24 protein-coding genes are annotated in these 24507 nt (G+C 42.1%); 3 read left to right on the top strand and 21 right to left on the bottom strand.

Features of this window, described 5'->3' with window-relative positions:
- Positions 1-179 precede the first annotated feature (179 nt).
- The gene (locus MKZ25_RS05700) at positions 180-1568 is read left to right on the top strand and encodes a glycine--tRNA ligase (RefSeq protein ID WP_340800635.1); all 1389 of its coding nucleotides are present in this window, start codon (positions 180-182) and stop codon (positions 1566-1568) included.
- A gap of 92 nt (positions 1569-1660) precedes the next feature.
- On the opposite strand, the gene MKZ25_RS05695 is transcribed toward MKZ25_RS05700, so the two are convergent.
- From MKZ25_RS05695 to MKZ25_RS05665, 7 genes are all read right to left on the bottom strand, one after another.
- Positions 1661-2434: an IclR family transcriptional regulator gene (locus MKZ25_RS05695; protein ID WP_340800633.1), complete on the bottom strand. Its 774-nt coding sequence runs from the start codon at positions 2432-2434 to the stop codon at positions 1661-1663.
- A 170-nt stretch (positions 2435-2604) separates the two neighbouring features.
- A complete protein-coding gene (locus MKZ25_RS05690; RefSeq protein WP_340800631.1) occupies positions 2605-3750 on the bottom strand; it encodes a CaiB/BaiF CoA transferase family protein in 1146 nt (381 codons plus the stop codon).
- A gap of 18 nt (positions 3751-3768) precedes the next feature.
- A complete protein-coding gene (locus MKZ25_RS05685; protein ID WP_340800630.1) occupies positions 3769-5730 on the bottom strand; it encodes a TRAP transporter permease in 1962 nt (653 codons plus the stop codon).
- 25 nt (positions 5731-5755) lie between these two features.
- Complete coding sequence (locus MKZ25_RS05680; protein WP_340800629.1) at positions 5756-6715, bottom strand: TAXI family TRAP transporter solute-binding subunit; 960 nt, start codon at positions 6713-6715, stop codon at positions 5756-5758.
- 25 nt (positions 6716-6740) lie between these two features.
- A complete protein-coding gene (locus MKZ25_RS05675) occupies positions 6741-7547 on the bottom strand; it encodes an enoyl-CoA hydratase/isomerase family protein (RefSeq protein WP_340800627.1) in 807 nt (268 codons plus the stop codon).
- Between the two features lie 12 nt (positions 7548-7559).
- Entirely contained in the window at positions 7560-8612 is a 1053-nt protein-coding gene (locus MKZ25_RS05670; RefSeq protein WP_340800626.1) for an acyl-CoA dehydrogenase family protein, read from the bottom strand.
- Positions 8609-9751, bottom strand: a complete 1143-nt coding sequence (locus MKZ25_RS05665; RefSeq protein WP_340800624.1) for an acyl-CoA dehydrogenase family protein — start codon at positions 9749-9751, stop codon at positions 8609-8611. Before MKZ25_RS05665 ends, MKZ25_RS05670 begins: the two co-directional genes overlap by 4 nt.
- Positions 9752-10019: 268 nt before the next feature.
- On the opposite strand from MKZ25_RS05665, the gene MKZ25_RS05660 reads away from it, so the two are divergent.
- The gene (locus MKZ25_RS05660) at positions 10020-10484 is read left to right on the top strand and encodes a hypothetical protein (protein ID WP_340800623.1); all 465 of its coding nucleotides are present in this window, start codon (positions 10020-10022) and stop codon (positions 10482-10484) included.
- 64 nt (positions 10485-10548) lie between these two features.
- Positions 10549-11355 carry an EcsC family protein gene (locus tag MKZ25_RS05655; RefSeq protein ID WP_340800622.1) on the top strand — a complete coding sequence of 269 codons (807 nt, stop codon included), beginning with the start codon at positions 10549-10551 and terminating at the stop codon, positions 11353-11355.
- A gap of 67 nt (positions 11356-11422) precedes the next feature.
- Here MKZ25_RS05655 and MKZ25_RS05650 read toward each other — a convergent pair whose 3' ends face one another.
- The 14 genes from MKZ25_RS05650 to MKZ25_RS05585 form a co-directional block, all read right to left on the bottom strand.
- Complete coding sequence (locus MKZ25_RS05650; RefSeq protein WP_340800621.1) at positions 11423-12208, bottom strand: MBL fold metallo-hydrolase; 786 nt, start codon at positions 12206-12208, stop codon at positions 11423-11425.
- A gap of 187 nt (positions 12209-12395) precedes the next feature.
- The gene (recO, locus tag MKZ25_RS05645) at positions 12396-13169 is read right to left on the bottom strand and encodes a DNA repair protein RecO (RefSeq protein ID WP_340800619.1); all 774 of its coding nucleotides are present in this window, start codon (positions 13167-13169) and stop codon (positions 12396-12398) included.
- Between the two features lie 499 nt (positions 13170-13668).
- Positions 13669-14583: a GTPase Era gene (era, locus tag MKZ25_RS05640; protein ID WP_339175687.1), complete on the bottom strand. Its 915-nt coding sequence runs from the start codon at positions 14581-14583 to the stop codon at positions 13669-13671.
- Entirely contained in the window at positions 14570-14977 is a 408-nt protein-coding gene (locus MKZ25_RS05635) for a cytidine deaminase (protein WP_340717765.1), read from the bottom strand. The genes era and MKZ25_RS05635 overlap by 14 nt, the downstream gene beginning before the upstream one ends.
- A 25-nt stretch (positions 14978-15002) precedes the next feature.
- Positions 15003-15353: a diacylglycerol kinase family protein gene (locus MKZ25_RS05630; RefSeq protein ID WP_340800617.1), complete on the bottom strand. Its 351-nt coding sequence runs from the start codon at positions 15351-15353 to the stop codon at positions 15003-15005.
- Positions 15340-15825, bottom strand: coding sequence for an rRNA maturation RNase YbeY (gene ybeY / locus MKZ25_RS05625; protein WP_340800616.1), 486 nt, complete (start codon positions 15823-15825; stop codon positions 15340-15342). The genes MKZ25_RS05630 and ybeY overlap by 14 nt, the downstream gene beginning before the upstream one ends.
- Before the next feature lie 14 nt (positions 15826-15839).
- Positions 15840-17954, bottom strand: coding sequence for an HD family phosphohydrolase (locus tag MKZ25_RS05620; RefSeq protein ID WP_340800615.1), 2115 nt, complete (start codon positions 17952-17954; stop codon positions 15840-15842).
- A gap of 215 nt (positions 17955-18169) precedes the next feature.
- Entirely contained in the window at positions 18170-19129 is a 960-nt protein-coding gene (locus tag MKZ25_RS05615; RefSeq protein ID WP_008403135.1) for a PhoH family protein, read from the bottom strand.
- Between the two features lie 2 nt (positions 19130-19131).
- Positions 19132-20241: a sporulation protein YqfD gene (locus MKZ25_RS05610; RefSeq protein WP_340800614.1), complete on the bottom strand. Its 1110-nt coding sequence runs from the start codon at positions 20239-20241 to the stop codon at positions 19132-19134.
- Positions 20238-20474, bottom strand: a complete 237-nt coding sequence (locus MKZ25_RS05605; protein ID WP_008403137.1) for a hypothetical protein — start codon at positions 20472-20474, stop codon at positions 20238-20240. Before MKZ25_RS05605 ends, MKZ25_RS05610 begins: the two co-directional genes overlap by 4 nt.
- Positions 20475-20529: 55 nt before the next feature.
- Entirely contained in the window at positions 20530-21039 is a 510-nt protein-coding gene (locus MKZ25_RS05600) for a hypothetical protein (protein ID WP_340800613.1), read from the bottom strand.
- Between the two features lie 341 nt (positions 21040-21380).
- The gene (locus MKZ25_RS05595; RefSeq protein ID WP_340800611.1) at positions 21381-21851 is read right to left on the bottom strand and encodes a hypothetical protein; all 471 of its coding nucleotides are present in this window, start codon (positions 21849-21851) and stop codon (positions 21381-21383) included.
- A gap of 23 nt (positions 21852-21874) precedes the next feature.
- Positions 21875-22885 (bottom strand): flotillin-like protein FloA, encoded by a 1011-nt coding sequence (gene floA / locus MKZ25_RS05590; protein WP_340800610.1) that lies wholly within the window; start codon positions 22883-22885, stop codon positions 21875-21877.
- 2 nt (positions 22886-22887) lie between these two features.
- Positions 22888-24222, bottom strand: a complete 1335-nt coding sequence (locus MKZ25_RS05585; RefSeq protein ID WP_340800609.1) for an NfeD family protein — start codon at positions 24220-24222, stop codon at positions 22888-22890.
- Between the last annotated feature and the right edge of the window lie 285 nt (positions 24223-24507).

The raw sequence follows: 24507 nt of genomic DNA, 5'->3' as shown, positions 1-24507 counted from the left end.
ACATTGAATTGAGAAACGGCACCCCTGAGCTATTTTTATAAAAGAGGTTTTTAATTTATTAAAAACAAGCGGGGTGGAACCGCGGGTACATCGTCTTGATGCACTCGTCCCCGGGCAGAGCTTTTGTGCCCGGAGACGGGTGCTTTTATTTTTTCATTACCGAACAGGAGGTTTTTTTCATGGCAGAAAAATCAATGGAGACAATTGTATCATTAGCAAAACACCGCGGATTCGTATTTCCGGGATCTGATATTTACGGTGGTTTAGCAAACACTTGGGATTACGGTCCACTTGGTGTAGAACTTAAAAACAACGTAAAAAAAGCATGGTGGCTGAAATTCGTTCAGGAATCAGAACACAACGTAGGTTTGGATGCTGCAATTCTAATGAATCCAAAAGCATGGGTTGCATCTGGTCACGTAGGTAACTTCAATGACCCGATGATCGACTGTAAAGCATGTAAAGCTCGTCACCGTGCAGATAAATTGATCGAGGATGCTTCTTTAACTAAAACAGGCAAAGAAATCATCGTTGACGGTATGACATTCGATCAAATGAAAGAAAAAATGGAAGAGCTTGAAGTAGCTTGTCCGGACTGCGGTAAAATCGATTTCACAGATATCCGCCAGTTCAACTTAATGTTCAAAACGCACCAAGGTGTAACTGAATCATCATCAAACGAAATCTACCTGCGTCCGGAAACAGCACAAGGTATTTTCGTAAACTTTAAAAATGTTCAGCGTTCAATGCGTAAAAAAACACCATTTGGTATCGCACAAATCGGTAAATCTTTCCGTAACGAAATCACACCTGGTAACTTTACATTCCGTACACGTGAATTCGAACAAATGGAACTTGAATTCTTCTGTAAACCGGGTGAAGACCTTGAGTGGCACTCATATTGGAAAGAGTTCTGCAAAAACTGGCTTCTTGGATTAGGTATGAAAGAAGATTCAATGCGTCTACGCGACCATGAAGATGATGAGCTTTCACACTATTCAAACGCGACAACAGATATCGAATTCCGCTTCCCGTTCGGCTGGGGAGAACTATGGGGTATCGCAGACCGTACAGATTACGACTTGAAACAGCATATGGAACATTCAGGTGAAGATTTCACATACATCGATCCTGTTTCAAATGAGCGCTATGTACCATATTGCATCGAGCCATCATTAGGTGCAGACCGTGTAACTTTGGCATTCTTATGTGATGCTTACGAAGAAGAGCAATTAGATGGCGACGATACACGTACAGTATTACGCTTCCACCCTGCACTAGCTCCATTCAAAGCAGCGGTATTGCCACTTTCTAAAAAATTATCTGAAGAAGCCGGCGACGTATGGGCAGATTTACGTAAAGCATTCCCGGTTGATTTCGATGAGTCACAATCTATCGGTAAACGCTACCGCCGTCAGGATGAAATCGGTACACCATTCTGTATCACGTACGATTTCGATTCAAAAGAGGACGGTCAAGTAACAGTACGTCACCGCGATTCAATGGAACAGATCCGTATGCCGATCGCTGAAGTAAAAGCTTATATCGAGAAACATCTACAATTCTAATTTTACAAGGCACTTTCTGTTCGATATGAGCAGAAAGTGCTTTTTCTTTCTAACAAAAACAATCCAACCGATTTTCATCCGGTTGGATTGTTTTATTTATTCAGCTGTTTTTCAATATCGAATTTCGCACGTAAAATGAGTTCACGCAATTCATCATACTGCCCTTCATCAAAGCGTGCTTCCGGAATGATGATCGCGATTGATGCAACCGGCTGCCCGTTTGAAATAATCGCTGTACTGAACGAACAGGCACCGATAATGCGCTCAGCCCGTGTAAAGACATATTGCTGCTTGCGAATTTCCTGCAATTGCTCCAACAGCCGGTCACGGTCGACCACCGTATTTTCCGTTACGTGCTCCATCGCCACCTCATTCAAATAATGTTCAATTTCTTCCTGCGGCAAAAACGCAAGCAATGATTTTGCAGAGGCTCCCGCATAAAGCGGTGATGTATCCCCGACATGATTACGTGCCGATAAAGCATATGAACTTTCGATATTCATAATACATCGGCGCTCATTGCCATCAATAATGCTCATCGAAATACTTTCTTTTGTCTCTTTGTTCAGCTGCTGAAGAATTGGCTGGGCAATCGTAATAATGCTTGATTCTTCCTCCACCAGCTTCCCTAAGTGAATTAACGACAAGCCGAGCTGGTACTGCTTCGTCCGGTCATCCCGGATTAAAAAACCTTCATATACTAATGTAGCAACAAAACGCTGCAGGCTTGATAGGCCGATTCCTGTCTTTTTATTTAATTCAGTTAAAGAAAGCTTTGGCTGTTCTTTCGTAAAAGCCCGCAATATTACAATTGTTTTTTGAACGGTTTGCATTAAATACATTTTTTCAAATTTTTGTTGTTCCATACTAAAGCCCCCCATTTTTCTAATAGTAGCAAAATTAGATTATATTAAAAAGAAGGGGCTATGTTAAAAGTCATATAAACTTTACTCCTATCTTCTCCGACAGACAATAATTCTTAATCTACTGCTTTAATAATAACTGAATAATAAGCAATTCTCCCCCAACAATTGCTCTATACCTGGTTCTTGTTGATTTTCAATAGGTCTTCCGTATGTTCCCCTAACTGGGGTGCACCGTATTCATAGGAAATATTAAGATCCGAATGTTGTAAAGGGTTTTTCACAAATTTCATCGTCCCGTATGAAGGATGTTCGATTTCTCCTACTAAATTCCGTGCGATAACTTGCGGCTGCTGAAATGCTTCTTCCACAGTATTGACACGTCCACCAGGAATTTTGTACTGCTGTAAAAGCTCTAGCCATTCATCACGGGTTTTCGTTTTAGTAATTTCGGAAATATAGCCTGCCAGTACAGCTTCATTTTGTTTGCGCAACGAATTCGTTCTAAAGCGCTCATCTGTCACCCAGCCATCGCGATTAATCATCTCGCAAAACTTTTTGAACTGATCTTCGGTTCCGACGCAAAACATGAGCGGGCCATCCGAACATTCAAACACCTGATACGGCGCTACGTTATTATGCTGGTTGCCAAGACGGTTCGACTTGAAGCCGGTATTTAAATACGCGCTTGCCACATTTGCGAGTGAACTCATTTGCACATCAAGCAGTGCCAGATCAATAAATTGACCTTTTCCCGTCATGTCACGCATTCTTAATGCCGACAATATTCCAATTACGACATAGTGGGAAGTTAAAATATCCGCAATCGGTACCCCTACTTTTGTCGCCTCCCCTTCTGGATGTCCTGTTACATCCATTAAACCGCTCATCGCCTGTATAACCGGATCAAATCCCGGCTCTGCCGCCAGTGGACCAGTCTGTCCAAACCCGGTCACCGAGCACTGAATAATGCGCGGATTGATTCGCTTAAGCTGCTCATAATCGAGCCCCATCTTTTTCATATCGCCTGCTTTAAAATTATCGATGATGACATCTGCTTCTTTTACTAAATCGAGCAGCACCTCTTTATCGGACGAGTCTTTTAAATTTAACGTAACGGATTTTTTATTGCGGTTCGCACAAATATAATACGTGCTTTCCCCATTTATAAAGGGTCCCCAGCCACGCATACTATCCGATCCAGCCGGATGTTCGACCCGGATGACTTCAGCACCTAAATCAGCCAAAATCATCGTTCCGGCCGGAGCTGCATACACACGCGATAAATCCAATATTTTAACATTATCCAATGGGCGCATCCCCATCACCTCACTCTTCTACTCTTTTATTAACGAAGGTGCAACATGCTGTTCCGGCTGCTTCAATAAAATTTGTGTCGCAACAGCAACGGCAATTACTGCTAACGCGATAAGATTATAAATTAACGTTGTATCCATTAACGCAATCCCTGCGCCGAAGAAGACAAGTCGTTCGATGAAATAAGTGTGTCGGAATAAATAGCCTTTAATGCCGGCAGCAATCGATACACCGCCGATACAGGCTGTAATCGCCGCAAAAATATATTCTCCGATCGTACCGCCCGTCAGCAGCAGCGCCGGGTTAAATATAAAGAAGAACGGGACGATAAAGCCGACCAACCCTAGACGAACCGACTCAAACGATACTTTGTTCGGCGATTCTCCGGCAATACCTGCTGCGGCATATGGCGCCAATGCTACAGGTGGCGTAATACTTGATAAAGCGGCAAAGTAGAAGGCAAACATATGGGCTGCAATCGCCGGTACACCCAATTGTGTTAAGATCGGCACTGAAATTGTTGCAACGATAATATAGGCCGCTGTTGCCGGGATCCCCATTCCTAAAATAATACTGATGACCGCTGTTAAAATAGCTGCCAGCATGACACTGTCTCCGGCAAAACTTAATACATTGTTTCCGATGATCAAACCGATACTTGTTAGCGTGATCGTCGCAATTACAATCCCTACAATCGCACAGGCAATTCCTACACTAATTGCTCCTTTAACCCCTTCAACAACAGAGTCGATTACCGTTTTCAGATTCATGCGTGTATGTTTGCGTATGGCCGCTGTTGGCACGATTGAAAATAGCGCGAAGATTGCCGCGTATAACGGCGAATAGCCTGCGAACAGCATTACCAACAAAATAAATAAAGGGATTAATAAATGGCCCCCGTTTTTAAGAACCTGCATCGCTACCGGAATATTCTCTTTTGAAATACCTGATAACCCCATTTTTTTCGCTTCAAAATGTACAATCATAAACAATGTTAAATAGTATAGGATTGCCGGTACAACTGCTGCCAGCATGACAACAGAATACGCAACACCTAAATACTCGGCCATAATAAAGGCTGCGGCGCCCATTACCGGTGGTGCAATTAAGCCCCCTGTCGAAGCAACCGCTTCAACTGCCCCGGCAAATTTTTTCGAATAGCCGGCCTTTTTCATCATCGGGATGGTAACGGTACCTGTTGTTACAACATTACTTACAGCACTCCCGCTGATCGTGGCCATCAGCGCACTTGCAAAGACTGCCACTTTAGCAGGTCCTCCTGCTGTACGGCCCGCAATTGTCAGTGCCAGGTCATTGATAAAATCGGAAAATCCACTATTCTTCAAGAAAGCGCCAAACAGCACGAAAATGAAGATATATGTGGCCGAAACACCAAGGGCCGTTCCGAAAATTCCTTGCCCTCCCCAGAACATAATGTTGATGATTCGCTCAAGACTAAATCCGTAATGCCCTAAAATCCCTGGAATATAGGCGCCAAAGAAATTGTAGGCCAGGAAAAACAGTGCAATTAATGTCAGCGCATTGCCGACAACTCGACGTGCCGCCTCAAATAGTAATACGATCGCTATCCCGCCGACCCATAAATCAAGAACCGTATTTTCTCCTGCGCGGTCACGAACTAAAATATCGTAAACAATGACAAAATAAAGGGTCACGAAAATAGATAATGTAATGCAAATGCTGTCAAACCATGTAGGCAACTTTCTCGTCCCAACACTTTTCTTTGTAGCAGGATAATAAATAAAACTAAATAAAAGCAAAAACCCTAAATGCCACGCACGAAATTTTGTCGCTTCCATCACACCGATGCTGCTCATATATATTTGGAAGATGGACCAGATGATTGCAACACCTATCAAAATTTTCCCAAATATCCCAATATAATTACGTGAATTGATATTTTTATCTTCAAGGTCCATTAGTTGTTGAATTTCATCTTTTTCAAGTACTTTTTCTGTCATACCGTCCCCTCCTTGTACTTTACTTTTAATCAATTACACCAATTTCACGATAATAGCGCTCTGCACCTGGATGGAGCGGGATATCCGCCGTTCCCGCAACAGCGCTTTCCGGACTGAACTGCTTCGCAATGCTGAATGATTTTTGCAGTGAGCCCAAGTTTCCCCACAGCTCTTTCGTCAACTGATAAACGGTTTCTTCACTGACGCTTTCGTCAATTACGATTGTGCTGTACTGACCGACAGTTCGAATCGCTTCCGGCTGTTTATCATATGTGTTTGGCTCGATCGTATAGGCAAAGTTCCAAGGATATTCCTCTACTAAATAGTCAATGGCGCTGTCAGAAAAGCTTAAAACTCTGGAATCTACCGTTGAGATCAGCTCTGTCGCTGCAGCAGCCGGTACGCCTGTGTAAATATTGACACCTTCCACCTGACCATTTCGCATTAAATCTGTCGCTTCTGTAAAGCCGACATAGTTTGCTTTAATATCTTTTTCTCCAATACCATGTGCTTCAAGGACAAGACGGGATTCCACTTCAGTCGCACTACCCGCAGCTCCAAATACGAAGCTCGTTCCTTTAAGATCTTCTATCGAACTGTATTTCTCATCGTCTTTCACAATAATATGACTAATATTCGGGTATAGGTTTCCTAATATGCGAACGTCTTCATACTGTTTTCCTTCGAAACTTCCAACACCGTTATATGCTTCATAGGCAATGTTCACCGTAGTAAATGAAATATTCGCTTCACCTTTACGCATTAAATTCAAGTTTTCAATACTTCCATTTGAAGCTTGTGAAGCGACGCGTTTTTCCAGCTCATTTGTCCACATTGTCGAGATTCCTGCTCCAAGGGAATAGAAAACACCTGTTGTTGTACCTGTTGTAAAAATAAGCGGCTCCCCATAACGCTCAACATTACTTTGACAACCTATCAGCAGCATAGCAGCGATTGAAACTATTGCGAGAAATCTTTTCTTCATCCGCGTCCCCCCATTTTCACATGTATTATTTAAAAACGGCTTTTCGTTTTTCCACTATTGCTTTGACCCCTTCTTCAAATGCTGGCAATTCTGTTACTAAGCCCATTTTTGATGATATATAGTCAAGCGACGAACGCAGGCTCATTGTTTGGCTTTGGTAAACTGCCCTCTTAATGATTTTGATTGTTTCAATCGGTCCATTCGCCAGCTTTTCCGCATAACTTTGTGTAAAGCTCTCCAATTCCTCATCATTCACAACAAATGTCACAAGACGCGCTTCCTTTGCTTCCTCTGCCGTTAAAACACGTGCTGTCCATAGCATATCAAGTGCCTTGTCGACCCCGACGAGACGAGGCAAAAAGTACGCACCGCCATCACCAGGAACGATTCCTACATTAATATAGCTTTCCGAAAACTTCGCGGATTGTGCTGCAATACGGATATCGCACATCAATGCCATATCAAGTCCTGCACCCATTGCAAAGCCGTGCATCTGTGCAATAACCGGTTTGTCGATTTCTTCAAGTAATAAAGGGACGCGCTGCACTTTTTTCCATAAGGAATTTTTGCGTGCCAGCGCCGTTGAAGTAATATCTTCCTCACTATGGTAAAAGCCCTTGCCTGCCACCATTGCTTTTATATCGCCGCCTGCACAAAACGCTTTGCCGTTGCCTTTTAGAATGACCGCTCGGATATCATCATTGTCACGCACTTCTTCCAACGCTTTAATCCACGAAAGAATCATTTCTTCGCTAAATGCATTTAAACTTTCCGGGCGATTCAGTGTAATTGTTGCAATATGATCCTTCACTTCAAATAATAAATCCGACATTATTTTTCCTCCTTATGCATGTACATGCGTTTCTGCTTGGTCTGTAATGCTTTCCCATAAGTCAATTTTTGTTTCCAGCAGTTGCTGTGCCAACTGTTTTTTCCAGTAGCGTGCCGTAAACTCCTCGTCACGCCAAGCCCATAGGCGGCGCGTATACTGGTGAAGGCGATGTTCATGTGTCACACCGATCGCCGCATGAACTTGGTGAGCAGAAGTTGCCACTGTACGACTCGCATCATCCATACGCAAGCGTGCATATGCCACTTCGCGTTCTTCTCGCCCGGCTGCCAATAATGTTCGGATATTGTTGACAGCCACTGTCATAAGTGTCTGTTCCCCCGCCATACTCGCCAAGTGCTGCTGGACGAGCTGGAACCGGTGGATTGGACGACCAAACTGTTCCCGTTCTTTACTGAACTGAACACTTAGCTGGAATGCAGTTGTTAATGCCCCGCCCATTTTGCTGACAGATGCCGCTGTAACAAACTTTTTAAATACGTCATACTGCTTTTCGGAAACCGGTACTTTTTGAAGCGCTTTCAAATTTTCGAATACGACTTCTGAACGTGGTTCAGCTGCCAGGTTTGTGCTGTTTTTCAGCTGTGCATCCTGTAAATCGGCAACAACGATAAATTGCTGCGAACCTTCCTGTGCCATCGTCACAAGTTTTTTGGCATACTGTGCCCACCCTACATGCTTCAGTGTTCCGAATAAAGCATCGCCTTTCAGCTGCAGCGGAGTTGTTATACTGTACGTAGTTAACTGCTCGTAACCTTTCAACTCCACTTGCTGCAATAAAAAATTGGCTAACGTATGCTCAACATACGGAACAGGTGCCGCGTATTTCCCTACAAGTTCGTACAGGGCCAATAAATCTTCAATATCCCCGCCGGCTCCTCCATCTTCTTCGCTTACCGCTACATGATGAAGTTCATTTTCAAGCAACAGTTGCCAAATATCTTCAGCCCACTTGTTTTCTTCCAAAAGATCAACCGTTTCCTTTTCGACTTTATCTTTAAAGATCTTTTCAACTACTTCTACGACCATTTCTTTAATTTCACTCATTGTGCAATAACCCCCTTCGCTAAAATTCCATACAGAACTTCTGATGTTCCACCACGAATCGTAAATCCGGGTGCATGTAAAATCGATTCAGCCAAATATCGCTCAACCCTATTGTCACTTTGCAAGTTTGGATACACATCAAGCAACAGGCGGATGATTTCAGGAATTTTCTGTTCGAACTTCGTGCCGATACTTTTTACAAGTGCTGCAGGTACCGCAACTTCGCCGCCTTCTTCCAATACTTTTGCTACCCCGATCGATAAGTTGCGTAAGGACCATAATTCTGCAACGAGCTTCGTCGCTTCTTCCAGACCAGCCAAATCTCTCTTAATCTTCAGTTGTTCGATTACCTCATTCAGCAGCGGGAATGTACTTAAAATTCGCTCAGGCCCACTGCGCTCAAATGCCAGCTCTGCCAACCCTTGCTTCCACCCGTTACCTAGTGTCCCAACTACCATCTCATCCGGAACAAAGACATTATCCAAGTAAACATCGTTAAAATGCGGTTCTCCTGTTAAATAACGGATTGGCGCAATTGTTACACCTTCACCTTTTAAATCGATAATGAATTGTGAAAGACCTTCATGTTTTTTTTCACCTAATGGTTCTGTACGAATGAGCGTTACCATGTAATGTGCATCATGGGCATTACTGGACCAGGTTTTTGCACCATTTACAATCCAGCCGCCTTCCACTTTTTCGGCACGTGTTGCAACGGATGCCAGATCAGATCCACTGTTCGGCTCACTTAGCCCGATAGCGAAAAAACATTCTCCTTTCACAATTTTCGGCAGGAAGAATTCCTTCTGATAGTCCGTACCGAATCGCAACAGCAACGGTCCTGTCTGGCGATCCGCAAACCAGTGTGCAGCGACCGGCGCGCCATATGCCAAAAATTCTTCCGTTAAAATATAGCGGTCAATTGTACTTCGCTCACTGCCGCCATATTGTTTCGGCCATGTCATTCCGATCCACCCTTGCTCTGCCACCAGTTTTGAAAAAGAAGGATCAGAGCCACTCAACCACGAGTCACAGCGTGTTTCAAATGTCCCCTTTTCAATATGTTGTTTTAAAAAGCTACGCACTTCCTGTCTAAACTGCTTTTGCTCTTCTGTAAATTGTACATTCGGTAGATTCATATTTTTACCTCCAATTACGCATATTGTGTAACGACTTTCTAATAACGATATTATAATTTATATTTTCCAGAATTGTCAAAACTTTTGTACAATATTATTACCTTATCCAGAAAAATTTCGTCTTAGCGAGAATTCGTTATTTATCTAGTAAATTCGCTAGGTATATGGAAAAACCCATAAAAGAACCCGTTTTAATTTTCGGATTATTTAGATAATTAAGCTTGAAAATACGTTATAATTTAAGAAAGTAATAGATGGAGGGGATTCTATGTTTTTTCAGTTAAAGGATAAAACCGACACATCTTTAGACACATTTGATAAAATTTCTCACCTTGTAAAAGCAATACTCCACTTTGAATGCCCGGAGCACCGCGCACAGCATCATATCCTCTACACGGCGAATATGAAGCTTGAAACCTATCGGGAAGCACAGTCATTTTATAGAAAATTTGACGATCCGAGCAATGCACTCGGTTGTTTGAGCCGCGAAGCTTATGAACTGGCAAACCGAAAATACAATCAGCTGTTTACAATTATCCGGGGCTATATGCATTTAAGCGACCACAATAAGCGCGACCATTTTAATCATCACTTCCGTTTTTCCAAAGAAAGAATCGAGGATATGTTCACTCTTTTCGAACAGATGCATCATCATGAACTACTAAAGCTTGAAGCCGTATTTTATGAGCGGTTAAAGGAAGATATCATCCCATTGCTGACACAATTCGAGTAATTCGCTGAAACCTTTTTATGTCTGGAACGTAAGATAAGGAACATGTCCATCAGGAGGGCGATTTATGGAAACACAACAACAGCTGGAACATCACTTATTAACAATCCAACAATGGGAAAAAGATCAAAGCGGTTTATGGTTTTGGGAGAAGATTGGCCGCATCCCATTTAAAATACTCGATAAATTAACACCGAAGTTCATTCAAGAGAAAATTTCCGTATTGATCGATGAACTGGTGAGCTATGTCCAAACCGGCGGAAAATATTTAGTAAGCGAAAAATCGATGATGCGTCATATTCAAAAACATACACTGCATTCGGTTTCCACATTGGAGGACATTGGGCAAATGCCAATTGAAGATATGGTGGAACTGAGTGAGAAGCTGCAGAAAAACCGGGCTAAGGTTGCAACCGTACAAGGTGCATCTACCGGCTTTGGCGGTGTGTTTACTTTGGCACTCGATATTCCTGTCATTCTAGGAATTGCGCTAAAAACACTGCAGGAAATTGCGATGATCCATGGCTATGATCCAAATGAAAAAGCAGAGCGTATTTTCATCGTGAAATGTCTGCAATTTGCGTCTTCCGATGTTGTCGGCAAAGAGGCGATATTAAATGAGCTGGCCCAACATTACGAAAAGCCTCATGCTGCAGAAAATATGGTTTCCCAATTGCAGGGCTGGCAGGAAGTCTTCTTTACGTACCGGGATAATTTCGGCATGAAAAAGCTCTTTCAAATGATTCCTGTAGCAGGCATGATTTTCGGCGCCTTTATTAATAAATCGATGATTGAAGATATTGCCGAGGCAGGCATGATGCTTTACCGCAAGCGCCGCGTGCTGGAACGAATGAATGAACTGGCAAACAACTAATTGCACATAAAAAATAGCCAAGAATTTAAGTTATCAGGTAGTGACCCCTTAAATTCATTGGCTATTTTTATTTGTGTACGGCTTTTTTATTCAATTCGTGCATTTCTGTTAAGCCAGTATAAAACGGATAAAGTTTTTGCAGTTCCGTTTCGTCAACACTACCGTTCGCTAAATTATTTAAATATAATAACGAGGTATCGATTCGGTTCTGAATTTCAGCCCGGTTATTTGTCGTAGTCCCATGTCCGGGTACGATGACTTCAACTTTTTTATGCGCGATGATTGTTTGCGCATGCTGGACGGTTGCTGCATATGCTTCATAATCCTCGATAAAAGGAAACTCGACATCCGACAAATAATCCCCCGCCAATAAAATTCCGTATGGTTCTACAACTGTGAATAATCCATCTGCCGTATGTCCCGGCGACAAATAGAAAGTACACGTTATATCCGGAAATTCGAGTGTTTGGCCATCTTCTTTTATCACAATATCGATATGAGGATAAACGATCGGATAATCTCTTTCAATATAGTACTGGGCATCAAACTGACGGATTTGTTCTAAAACCTGTTCTTTATTCGTCCGGTTAACGAAGGCTACACTGGCAATTGTCGTCGCCTGAGGAAATGCACCCGCTGCAATGATATGATCATAGTCACTATGTGTATAAATAATATACAGTTTCCGGTCTCCAATGATCGATTCGATATAGGCTTTTATTTCGGCAATTTCGTTGGGCAGCCAGTTAGGATCCGTTACGATTATTGCCTCTTTTGTTTTGATTACGGCTGATGTCGTTTGATACAGCACACTTTGAAAAACGGTTAGTTGCTCACTTTCAAATTGGCGCATTGAATTTCCCTCCTCAATAAAACAAAGCGGGTCTGCGCAATTCTACGCACTTTCGACTCGCAATATTTCCTAGGCAATAATTTTCACGGTAATTGAACAAATGTTGATTGATTACGGGTCGGGTCAGACTTCCCCGGGCCCGATATTCCCTTTTTCCTCTTGAAATAATGGGATTAAATCAATTTTTCTATTCGTCTTCCTTCTTTTCACGATGCAGTAACGGGGTACGCTCCAGCTGTTCGATGAATTTGCGTGATTTCAGACGGATTCCTGTTTGCTCTTCATAAATTGTCGTCACGATTTTTTTGATGAACTGCTTCGTTTGCGGCTTTAATTCAAGTTTGCCGACCTGCTCAATCGGCACCGTATAGAACATGCGGATCAGCTTGAGCTGTGTCGGTGACAACCGAATGATATACGGATCCAGATGGAAGCATCGATGACATATAAATCCGCCTTGTGTAAATGAAAAGGCAAATTCCCCATCAACAGCACCACACCCTGCACATGCATGCAAAATCGGCTGGATCCCTGCAAACGGGAGCATTTTCCAATCGACAAACAATGTAATTGCTTCTGGATCATATCCTTCTTCAATTGCATTCAATGCCTGAATCAATATATCAAAAGCATATGGTTCGGGGCGGCCTTCTTCAACAAGGCGGTCCACAATTTCCACGATATAGCTTGCATAAGCGGTTGCGACAATATCTGTTTGTATATGACGCATCGAATTGAAATGTTCCCCTTGCTGCAATGTCCCCATGCCTGATGTTCGCTGGACTAAAAACGAGCCATGCATAAATGTTTGCGTTACACCTGCTAAACGGCTCGTCGGTTTTTTCGCTCCACGTGCCATACACGCGACTTTACCGGCTTCACGTGTCATAAGGGTCACGATTTTATTGGATTCACCATAAGCACGCGCTTTTAAAACGATGCCTTCCCATTTATGTAGCATCTGTTGCACATCCTTCTATTTCTTTCGTAACTCTATTATACCGCACTATTGGCAGAAAAGTTTAATAAACGGTCACAGATCGCCCCATCCTTTTCTTTACCCATTGCCTGAAATCGGAGTATCAAAAAAGAGCCTGGGACATAATCCAAAAAAGCTATTTTTCTCTGAGAGAAAAATAGCTTTTTTTTGCTGAGCGTTAAAATTGATTTCCATTCCGGGACGCTTTCCGCGGGCGTGGCCTTACACGAATGTCTCAGGCGTCACGCTATTCCCGCAGGAAACTTTGCTTGTGACTGTCGCTACGCTTTCGTCACAGAGAAAATCTTGTAGCGAAAGGCGTAGCCGTCAGCTAGTGTTTTAACAGTGCGAAAGGTGAAACCGTCAGCACGAACACTCGCCCTGCATTCCAATCAATTTTGCAAAATATCCGTTATTTAACAAAGTGCTTCCTGTTATTTAACGGTCATTTTACTTATGTCCCAGCCTCCTTCGCTTCATCTTAATATTCGTCTTCTCTAAATCCGAAATCGCGTAAATGTGTTTGCTTGTTACGCCAGTCTTTTTGAACTTTTACCCAAAGCTCTAAGTATACTTTTGAGCCTAGTAGCATTTCAATATCCTGGCGGGCACGTGAACCGACTTCTTTTAAAAGGGCACCGCGTTTCCCGATGACAATCCCTTTTTGAGAATCGCGTTCTACCATGATTGTTGCCTGTACATGAATCATATTTTCTTTTTCTTCATGTGGCTTAATGCGCTCGATCACAACCGCAATTGAATGAGGAATTTCTTCACGTGTTAAGTGCAATACCTTTTCACGAATCAACTCAGAAATAATGAAACGTTCCGGATGGTCCGTTACTTGGTCTGCCGGGTAATATTGAGGCCCTTCCGGCAAATACTTTTCGATTGTCGTCAATAAGTTTTCCACGTTGTTGCCCTGTAATGCCGAAATTGGAATGATTTCCGCAAAGTCGAACTTATCTTTATACGAATCAATGATTTTTACCAGTTCATCCGGATGCACTAAATCGATTTTATTGATGATCAGAAATACCGGTGTTTTATTGCCTTCCAGCAGTTCGATGATGAACTCGTCACCTTTTCCGATTGCCTGCTCAGCGTTAACCATGAACATGATCACATCGACTTCGCGCAATGCATTACGGGAAGTTTTCAGCATAAATTCGCCAAGTTTATGTTTCGGCTTATGAATCCCCGGTGTATCGATGAAGATTGTTTGAGAGTTTTGTTGTGTTAGTACACCTTGTACTTTATTACGTGTCGTTTGTGGTTTATCAGACATAATCGCAATTTTTTGCCCGATCACTCGGTTTAAGAATGTTGATTTGCCCACATTAGGACGACCTACAATCGAGACAAAACCCGATTTGTAACCTTTATTTTCCTGCATTTTTCATATCCTCCGTATTAAATGCACCCGGGATCAGCTCAGCTACCGTTGTTTGTTGAACGTCACCATTCAGATTTGTTAAGTAGACGGGCATGTCCGGTGCACAAAATTCACTCATTACTTGTCGACAAGCTCCGCATGGGGAACATGGACCCGGTGTGTCTGCTACGACTGCCAGCGCTTTAAATTTCATATTGCCTTCTGACACTGCTTTGAAAAACGCCGTACGTTCCGCACAGTTTGTCATGCTGTATCCTGCATTCTCGATATTGCAGCCATTGTACACTGTACCGTCTTCCGCTAATAACGCCGCACCTACTTTAAATTTCGAGTAAGGTACATAAGCAAATTCACGTGCAATTTTTGATTGTTCCATTAATTGTTCCATGTTCATCTTTGGTTCCCCCAAAACATTATTTTTAAAACCATTTTGGTAAAAATATGAGTAGTCCGATTATAACACTTGCGAGCGCAAAAACAAGTACAGCACCTGCCGCAACATCCTTCGCCTGCTTGGCGAGCGGATGAATTTCGGGTGATGCCAAGTCCACAACACGCTCGATTGCCGTGTTGATCAGCTCAGTTCCTATGACAAACGCTATGACTAAAATGATGATGCACCATTCGATGGTCGATAGTCCTGTCAATAAGCCTGCCATAATAACAATGACGGCACTCACTAAGTGAAATCTGAAATTCTGTTCGTGTACAGCCGTAACGAGTCCTTCCATTGCATAGCGAAAAGAACGTAAAAATTTACGGACGTTCATTTGTATCCCGACCTAGGCCGTATGACTGCAAAATCGTATCCTGCTTCCCGAACATGACTTTTTCATCTTCCGGTGTCATATGATCATAGCCCAGCAGGTGTAAAAAGCCATGAACAGCCAGGAAGCCGAGCTCACGTTCAAATGTATGTCCATATTCGGCAGCCTGTTCACGTGTACGGTCTGTCGAAATGATAATATCTCCTAAAATTCGCGGAATCCCTTCACCAACAATTTGTATTTCCCCTTCCCCCATTTCTTCCATTGCAAACGAAATGACATCAGTAGGCTGATCTTTGTCGCGGTATTCACGGTTAATTTCATGGATCGCTTCATTCGTCACAAACGTCACGGACACTTCCGAGCCATCCTCAATTCTTTCCTGCTCTGCTGCATGCTGAAGTAATTTTTCCACCAACTCCAAGTGGGATTCTTGTACTTCATTTGTCTCATCTAAAAAATCAATTAATAACATGTTGTTCCCTCCTACTATTCCTTTGGATATTCAATACGCGAGTGGAACGTTCCATTCAATGTTTCACATAATACGTCTTCTATCTTTTTAAGTTCTTTTAACGAAATATCACATTCATCAAACTGGTCATCCTGCACACGATCCTGAATGATCGATTGCACAAGCTTCTGTATTTTCTCTGCATTTGGCTGCTGCATCGAACGGACTGCCGCTTCCACACTGTCCGCAATGCTGATGATTGCGGTCTCTTTCGTCTGTGGCTTTGGACCCGGGTATCGGAATATACTTTCGTCCAATTCTTTCCCTTCTTCCTTAGCCTTAAACAAAAAGAATTTCAGAGTGCTTGTCCCATGATGCTGCAGACATATATCTATGATTTCCTGTGGCATTTTATGCTTGCGCAATAACTCTGCCCCATCTGTAGTATGCGCAATAATAATTTCCGCACTACTTTCGGGTGCCATCGTATCATGAGGATTTGTCCCCATTTGGTTTTCAATGAAAAATAGAGGTCTTCGCGTTTTTCCTACATCATGATAATAGCAGCCTACTCTTGCCAGCAAGCCATCAGCCCCGATCGCTTCACATGCCGCTTCGGCCAGATTCGCAACCATTATACTATGGTGATACGTACCGGGTGTTTCCGTCAGAATTTTCTTTAACAGCGGGTGATTCGGATTCGATAATTCGATAAGACGCACGACCGATAAAATTCCGAAAGCCGTTTCGAAATATGGCAGAAGACCCATCATCAATGCACCAGATAACAGTCCCGAAATAATTGCCGCAGCTACATAAAACGAAACCTCTTTCATTCCGTAGCCTGACTGGGCCATCAGCATATAAAATGCGATAAATACAATATTAACAAGCGTTACAATACCAACCGCCTGCAAAATATCCGTTCTTTTTTCCAGACTGCGCATAAAAATAATCGACGCAAATCCGCCAAATAAAATGTAAAGCGCTGTATCCATCTGCAAAATACCGGATAATCCTTCATGAAAGATAATGCCAGCAGATGCAGCAGTAATAATTGTTAATATACTTGCGACGCGGTCATTGGCGAGCACGCGAACAAGCATTGTCACTAATGCTGACGGGAAAATAAAGGCAATCATCAGATCGAAATTCGATGAAATCAGTGCAATCAGTTTCATCATAATTAACGCAATCGCATACACAATAATGGTAACGAGCAGTTCATTGCGCTTTGAAGCAATGTCTTTTTCCGAGCGATCAAACAGAACAAACAGGAAAGTCATCTGCAGTAAGATCAAAATGATTAACCCTGCAATCGGTTTAATCGACTCTTCACTGTCTAGCATCCCCAATAGTTCAAGCTGGCGGTAAATTTCGCGTGTAATGACTTCGCCTTCCTGAACGATAATCTGCCCTTGCAAAATACGTGTCGGCTCCACTGCGTCTTTTGCCTGCTGTTTCGCAATCGCCGTTTTTTCTTCATCCAGCACTTCGGTTTCAACGATCGCTGCACGGCCTATTGCAATAGCCACACTCATTAACCCCTCGGATATCGAAGGCTGTTGACGGATCTTGCTTTCCAGTTCATTTCGATACGGCAGCAAGCTATCCTTACGAAGTGGATAATTTAAGTTCACTTCAACCAATGTCGATAATGCATCACGTGTTGATTCAAGTGTTGCTAGTGGTGCACTTAATACATTCAGCAGCTGTGCATCTGATAAAATCAGATTTTGCTGATTATCAAAAATATCTTTTAATCCTGAACGCAGTTTTTTTATTTGTTCGGACTGCGGCACTTCTTCCTCAGCCTCTGCAATATCCTTCTTCACTTCCAATGCGATATCAAAAATGGTTGCTACAAAAGTTGCACGCTGACTTGGCACTTCATCTTTATATATGTATACAGGATCTACGGCTTTCTCCGCATTCTCCCTTTCTATTTCCGTCTTTACCGTATCCTCCACTGTCTTGGTTGACCGAATGGTTTCCGGTGATAATTCAGTTAGCTGGATATCATATGTAACGCCCCGGACATTATCAATCATCAGGAAAAACTGCAGAAGTGCAGCAGCCGCAAGTACGATGATTAACAGTGCGCGAAAGCTGATTAGTTGGATGAGCTTGTTTAATCTTTCTATGATCATGCACCTCCCTTTGTTTCTATGTACATTTTATCAAATTTATATGTTTGGTGTTACGAAAAGTACGTATGTTTTTGAAATAAATGTCTTTCCAGCGGTTAACGATGACATCAATCCCTTCTCTTAGTTTATATACGTAAATTTTTCCAATAAGTTTCATGCTATTTTTCCGAATAAAAAAACTTTCAACCTTACAATAAAAGTTGAAAGTTCCCTTTTTATAACTCCTGCTCTGTGTAAGCCTGTATTACTCTCGCTACTAATGGGTGACGGACAACATCGCCCTGCTCAAGTATTTGGAAGTGAATGTCTTTTACATAGCGTAATGTACGCTCTGCAATAATCAGACCGGATTCCGTGTTTTTAGGTAAATCTATTTGTGTTTTGTCACCCGTGATGACCATTTTCGAGCCAAAACCTAAACGGGTTAAAAACATTTTCATTTGCTGGTGCGTCGTATTTTGAGCTTCGTCTAAAATAACGAAGGCATCATCCAGTGTTCGGCCACGCATATACGCTAACGGCGCGATTTCTATCGTCCCGCGCTCGATCAGGCGCTGCGTCTGTTCCTGTCCATAAATGTCATGTAAGGCATCATAGAGCGGACGTAAATACGGATCTACTTTTTCCTTTAAGTCACCCGGTAAAAATCCTAATGATTCCCCGGCTTCAACAGCAGGGCGTGTTAAAATAATACGTTTTACATGGCCATTTTTTAATGCCTGTGTGGCCATCACAACCGCCAAATACGTTTTACCGGTTCCGGCTGGTCCAATTCCGAAAATCAGGTCTTTATGACGGATTGCCCGAATGTATTCACGCTGTCCGATCGTTTTTGCACGAATCGGCTTCCCTTTTGTATTACGCGCAATTTCTTCATCATATAACTCCGCATAATATTCAATCGTACCTTTGCTGGCCATTTCAATAGCTGTCGATACATCACGCTGATCGATATTAATATTTTTTCGTATAACTTTCAATAACGCTTCCAAAACGGCATATGCTTGATTTTTCTTTTCTAAATCATCGCCTGCGATTTGTATGACTTCCCCACGCGTAATAATTTGTACGCTATAAGTTTCTTCAATCAATGTTATATTTGCATCTGACATTCCTAAAAGCATTACAGCTTCATTCGGATTGTCGATTTGGAGCTCAACATATTTTTCTGACATACTCATTCTCCTTGGTGAATTGGATGTGGTTGTGCGATATTTTCATTAATTAAATACAAGACTTTCCCTTTAACTGTATCATCATCACTGTAGACGTGCAAAAGTTTTTCTGCTTTTATGGCGGTTTCAAGCGGTAATGAAGAAATCATCTTTTCATGCAATAACGGCATGATGATTGTTTCTACATCCTTTTCACTTATCTTTTCCTTTTTTTTATGAAACATTCGATAAGGCTTATACGTGACAACAGACTTTAACGGTTCAATGGACATCTGTTCGATCGCTGTCCCGATTTTCTCCCAGTTCACATCATACTTCCAGCCATGGTCATCCAATACTTCCATTTCAATTGATTTCGGAACGGAAAATGACGTTTCGAGCCAGTAATCAACAAATACTTCTCCTTCTGCACCGATAACGATTTCTTTTTCCCCATGCTGCAGCAAACCTGAAACGAGAACATCTCCCTTGTATACCGTCATATTCTGTTCAACTTGACGTACACCCCGTTCAATTTGGAAATGAGTGACGACACCACTGTTGTTCGCCACTAAATGCTGATTCTTGTTCACTTTTGGAACGGGTTCAATCTTTGGTGCCAATTGCGGGTTGATCGTAATTTTACTTCCGTTCTTCATAATATGTACCCATGAAAACTCCCGAAACTCCTTCATCATCGTCTGTCGGATTTCATTATCGGATAAAAACGTTTTTTTGGGTACAGGAAAATTCACACCCATTTCATTTTGTAAATAGAGTGCTACTTCATCTTCGAGCTCGATTGTAGCGGCATCAACTTCGACTTGCCATACGAACCGGGACAGAATAATCGGGAGGATGATTAGCATAATCATTCCAATTGCCGTAACCATATCTTTTTGCAGAATTCTCTCAGGCTCGCTATAACGGATTGTAATTTTTACTTTCGCTTTTTTTCTTAGTTTGCGCAGTAAAGACAAATTACTATGCGCTACTTGAAAAGTTATTTCGTTCTTTTGAAATTTCAAATGGAAAATTTGAATTTTATGCTCTTTCATCAGCATGATGAAAGTGCTTGCTTCTTTAGATTGCTTAAGTTTAATCGTTATTAGTTTTTTATAGGATCTGTTCATTTTGCATTCCGCTCAATCGTAAGCTTCTGCAGATTTTTACATTGAATTAGAAACCCTTCTTCGAATAAATGCTGGACTTCCACTTCCCCTGCATGAACATACATCGTAAAATCTTTAGTCGTACAGTTATATTCGGTCGGGGTAACATCACCTATCGTATAGGAACCATCATAGCGGATATCCATAAAAGAGGTGATTTGCAATTTATTGTTTTTAGGAAATAAATTTTTCAATAAAAGCCTCCTTTTTACGTCACTATATGCTTGGAAAAAAGAAGGCATGTATAGATTATTTTATAGGAATTTCCCAATTCGCAAAGTCACCTAGCGCATCACCGGGACTGTCGCTTTCCGGCTCCTTATATGCAGCCGGCACCTGTAGGTTCAGCGATGAATTTTCATCATAAACGTGCTGAGGGATCAAATACGTCACGTTAAAAGTCGTTTCCATTTGTGGGTTCACCATAATTTGTCCATTCTCAACAGAAGACGACAGCTGCTCTATCTCATCCTGCTCCGGTGTTTGAATTGTAAAATCCGGTGTAAAATAAACAATTTGGCTGTACTCATTTTCAAGAGTGCCGTTAATTTCAAGAATCAATTCACCCGGCTCAGCGGAAACTTTCTGAAGTGTATAATCGAGATTTAAAGCGACCCCTTCCATATTATGTGTCAATGACTCTTCACTCTCGAATACAGTAGCCGAGCCATCCGTCGCAGAATCCGTTTCTGCTACTTCCTTACCGCATGCAGCCAGTACTAAAATAAGTATTAACAATGACATCCATCTTTTTTTCATGTCTGTTTCCCCCTCTCCTAAAAGATATACCCGGTTCCACAGAAATTTAATTGCTTGTTTCATAATGTGTGTTGATTTCCATTGCGGGCGGACGCTTTCCGCGGGCAAGAATGAGAGTCAAACTTGTTTGTCTCTCATTCTTTGCGCCGAGGATGGTGGCAATTTATTGCGACCACCGCAGAAGCAACGACTTGATATGTTCATAGATCTAACTATTATGTGCAGGAGTCTGCCGCCCTCCATTCCAATCAACTTCTGTTAGGCCATTATATCCGCCACTACATTATATCCTATAAAAAAACTACCTATTTCCACATTACGTAGAAATAGGTAGTCTCATATTATTTTCTTCTTGCTTTAGGGGGACCTAGAACTTCTGTCATAATAATGGCCTGCATTAAATCACGTTTGTTCGATGGCACGACTTGGAAGGCTTCTGCTTCTTTTTTGGCCATTGCAACAATTGGACGCTCCTTTAATGAACGAGCATTATGAATCTTCTCCGTTACTGGTTCCACTGTAGAGCGAGCAACTTCAACAGGCTTTTCTACTTGTTTAGGGAGCTCTCTTTCTACTCTTTGACTTACTGGTTTTACTTTTTCATTCAGCTGACCGAATACTTCATTCGCAAAATCCTCCAACGTTTTCGGACGTTTTTGCTCTGTTCGGCGTTCAACTTCCTGTTTTCGAGGAGCAGGTTGACTGCTAAATGGCGGCATCTGTTTTGATTCTTTTTTTTGCTGTTGTTCTTTACCTTTGCCCAATAAAGAACTGACAATAAAGACAATCACCATAATGATAAGTCCTTCCATTTAGTGCTCACTCCTTTCCTCGATTATTTGTTTTTCGGATCTTTGTTGTTGTCGTCATTCGAAACTTTAGAAATCGAATCACGCATTGATGTGTCCGCCTGAATATTTTTGTAGTTCATGTAATCCATAATCCCGAAGTTGCCAGAACGAAGCGCTTCTGCAAGAGCCATTGGAACTTCTGCCTCTGCTTCTACTACTTTCGCTTTCATTTCCTGAACTTTTGCAATCATCTCTTGCTCGCTTGCTACGGCCATTGCACGACGTTCTTCGGCTTTTGCCTGAGCGATGTTTTTGTCTGCCTGTGCCTGCTCGATTTGAAGCTCGGCACCGATGTTTTTACCGATATCAACGTCCGCGATATCGATCGACAGAATTTCGAATGCCGTACCAGAGTCTAAACCTTTCGATAATACCGTTTGAGAGATCAGATCCGGATTTTCCAGTACTTTTGAATGTGATTCACTAGAACCTAGTGTCGATACGATACCTTCACCAACACGGGCAACGATCGTTTCTTCACCAGCACCACCGACTAAGCGGTCCAGGTTGGCACGTACTGTAATACGCGCTTTTGCTTTTACTTCAATCCCGTTCATCGCAACACCGGCAATAAATGGTGTTTCAATAACTTTCGGGTTTACCGACATTTGTACCGCTTCCAAAACGTCACGACCAGCTAAATCAATTGCTGCAGCACGTTCAAATGTTAACTCAATATTCGCACGGTGTGCCGCGATTAATGCATTGACAACGCGGTCTACGTTACCACCTGCTAAATAGTGTGACTCCAATTGGTTGATTGTTACTTCTAAACCAGCTTTATGAGCCTTAATTAACGGATTCACAATACGTGAAGGAATTACCCGACGTAAACGCATTCCGATTAATGTGAAAATACTTACTCTTACACCTGCTGCTAGTGCACTAATCCATAGTGCAACCGGAACAAATGTGAAAAATACTGCCAGGATAATAAATGCAATGACTAATCCGACAATTAATGTAATTGTTCCTGCATCTGCCAACATATTCATACTTATTCTCCACCTCTTCCAATAAATTCTCTTACGACAATACGAGAGCCTTCTACTTTTACTACTTCAACTGTTTTACCAGCATCAATATATCCGCCCTGTGTTACAACATCAAGACGATCCTGATCAACAAGAACGGTCCCTGATGGTCGTAAAGGCGTAATAGCCTGCCCTGTCTTGCCTATTAATTCAATTCGGTTTTTGTTTGAAACATAACCTTCTTCCGTCGTCGTTGCATCTCTCAGCACGAGACGGTTAAACATATGCAACTTTTTCCCGAAGAATTTCATAAGTATCACCATTCCTATACCTGCAATTATCATTGCGATTAAAATCGAATAAGCCATATGAACAAAGCTTTCCCCTGCAAACAGCAAACTTCCTATTATTAATGCGCCACCGATAATACCAATTATGCCACCTGGTACAAATAGCTCGGCAACGAGTAAAATAAGCCCGATTACAAAAATGATGACGGTTTCATATCCGGCAAAACCGGCAATCATATGTCCAAAGAAGAACATACCTAACGAAGCAAGCCCCATTGTCCCTGCAACACCAAAGCCTGGTGAATACAGCTCAACAACTAGTCCGATACTTGCAATCGACAGCAAAATAGGAACGATAATCGGATTTGTAATAAAGCGTGCCAGTTTTTCGGCAAATGTCTGCTCCACCTTGACAACATCGCTGTCCTCAAGCCCTGCTCTTTCAAGCAGTTCTGTCATCGAAGCGACAGTACCGTTTGAGTACTTAACTTTTTCCGCATCTTTGGCAGTTAACGTGAGGAGCTTTCCTTTAGGCGCTCTTAGTTCCGGCAAATCATAGTCATTTCTGACCATTGCCTTCGCATATTTAGCTTCCCTGCCGGAGTTTTCGGCAGCTGCTGTCATTTTTGCAAGCCAGTCACTTTCCGCCTTCTCTCCTGCTGTGTTGCCTGCAGAATCAATAACCGCTGCTGCACCCATCGTTGCGTTTGGTGTCATATAGATTTCGTCGGCATGTAAGGCAATATACGCCCCAGCCGAAAGTGCATCCGAGTTGATGAAAGCAATGACCGGAATCTCGATTTCGTCCAGCATTCTGCCTATATCCGAAGCCGCTGTAACAAATCCGCCCGGTGTATGCATATTAAGAATGATTGCTTCTGCATTATTGCTTTTCGCTTCATCAAATCCTCGTTTGAGATGCTCCACCAACCCTTTTTCAATTTCATTGTTGATGGCAATTTCATATACTTTACCTTTACCATTCGCGGATACAGTTAAAGAAGGGAGTATTAAGACGAATGACATGACCATCAGAAAAATCCAACTAAATCCTTTCGTTCGTTTCAATTTTATCACCCCTTTAGCAAAGTTATGTACAGTTAATTCTACGGATGAGAATAAGAAAAGTTTCAATTTTTTTAAAATCCCCGAAAAACTTCCTCCGTTATTATTTGCTAACATATACCAATTATACGGTATTTGCTGCGAATTATTAAAGGTTTCTCGAAAACGCTTTCTTTCTCTCCTCTATTATGGGGGATTTGGAGAATAAAAACAAATGCAAATACCCCGCAGTTATATAAATAACTGCGGGGTATATCATTTGTCTGCTCAGTTAAATCTGAAAATTGC

The sequence above is a fragment of the Solibacillus sp. FSL W7-1464 genome (genome assembly GCF_038004425.1).
GTDB lineage: Bacteria > Bacillota > Bacilli > Bacillales_A > Planococcaceae > Solibacillus.
This window is presented reverse-complemented; position numbering and strand designations above follow the sequence as displayed.

Bases quoted from the DNA above. Each gene is read 5' to 3' on its own strand.
- MKZ25_RS05700 (WP_340800635.1), top strand. From the start codon at position 180: ATGGCAGAAAAATCAATGGAGACAATTGTATCATTAGCAAAACACCGC.
- MKZ25_RS05695 (WP_340800633.1), bottom strand. From the start codon at position 2,434: ATGGAACAACAAAAATTTGAAAAAATGTATTTAATGCAAACCGTTCAA.
- MKZ25_RS05690 (WP_340800631.1), bottom strand. From the start codon at position 3,750: ATGCGCCCATTGGATAATGTTAAAATATTGGATTTATCGCGTGTGTAT.
- MKZ25_RS05685 (WP_340800630.1), bottom strand. From the start codon at position 5,730: ATGACAGAAAAAGTACTTGAAAAAGATGAAATTCAACAACTAATGGAC.
- MKZ25_RS05680 (WP_340800629.1), bottom strand. From the start codon at position 6,715: ATGAAGAAAAGATTTCTCGCAATAGTTTCAATCGCTGCTATGCTGCTG.
- MKZ25_RS05675 (WP_340800627.1), bottom strand. From the start codon at position 7,547: ATGTCGGATTTATTATTTGAAGTGAAGGATCATATTGCAACAATTACA.
- MKZ25_RS05670 (WP_340800626.1), bottom strand. From the start codon at position 8,612: ATGAGTGAAATTAAAGAAATGGTCGTAGAAGTAGTTGAAAAGATCTTT.
- MKZ25_RS05665 (WP_340800624.1), bottom strand. From the start codon at position 9,751: ATGAATCTACCGAATGTACAATTTACAGAAGAGCAAAAGCAGTTTAGA.
- MKZ25_RS05660 (WP_340800623.1), top strand. From the start codon at position 10,020: ATGTTTTTTCAGTTAAAGGATAAAACCGACACATCTTTAGACACATTT.
- MKZ25_RS05655 (WP_340800622.1), top strand. From the start codon at position 10,549: ATGGAAACACAACAACAGCTGGAACATCACTTATTAACAATCCAACAA.
- MKZ25_RS05650 (WP_340800621.1), bottom strand. From the start codon at position 12,208: ATGCGCCAATTTGAAAGTGAGCAACTAACCGTTTTTCAAAGTGTGCTG.
- recO (WP_340800619.1), bottom strand. From the start codon at position 13,169: ATGCTACATAAATGGGAAGGCATCGTTTTAAAAGCGCGTGCTTATGGT.
- era (WP_339175687.1), bottom strand. From the start codon at position 14,583: ATGCAGGAAAATAAAGGTTACAAATCGGGTTTTGTCTCGATTGTAGGT.
- MKZ25_RS05635 (WP_340717765.1), bottom strand. From the start codon at position 14,977: ATGAACATGGAACAATTAATGGAACAATCAAAAATTGCACGTGAATTT.
- MKZ25_RS05630 (WP_340800617.1), bottom strand. From the start codon at position 15,353: ATGAACGTCCGTAAATTTTTACGTTCTTTTCGCTATGCAATGGAAGGA.
- ybeY (WP_340800616.1), bottom strand. From the start codon at position 15,825: ATGTTATTAATTGATTTTTTAGATGAGACAAATGAAGTACAAGAATCC.
- MKZ25_RS05620 (WP_340800615.1), bottom strand. From the start codon at position 17,954: ATGATCATAGAAAGATTAAACAAGCTCATCCAACTAATCAGCTTTCGC.
- MKZ25_RS05615 (WP_008403135.1), bottom strand. From the start codon at position 19,129: ATGTCAGAAAAATATGTTGAGCTCCAAATCGACAATCCGAATGAAGCT.
- MKZ25_RS05610 (WP_340800614.1), bottom strand. From the start codon at position 20,241: ATGAACAGATCCTATAAAAAACTAATAACGATTAAACTTAAGCAATCT.
- MKZ25_RS05600 (WP_340800613.1), bottom strand. From the start codon at position 21,039: ATGAAAAAAAGATGGATGTCATTGTTAATACTTATTTTAGTACTGGCT.
- MKZ25_RS05595 (WP_340800611.1), bottom strand. From the start codon at position 21,851: ATGGAAGGACTTATCATTATGGTGATTGTCTTTATTGTCAGTTCTTTA.
- floA (WP_340800610.1), bottom strand. From the start codon at position 22,885: ATGAATATGTTGGCAGATGCAGGAACAATTACATTAATTGTCGGATTA.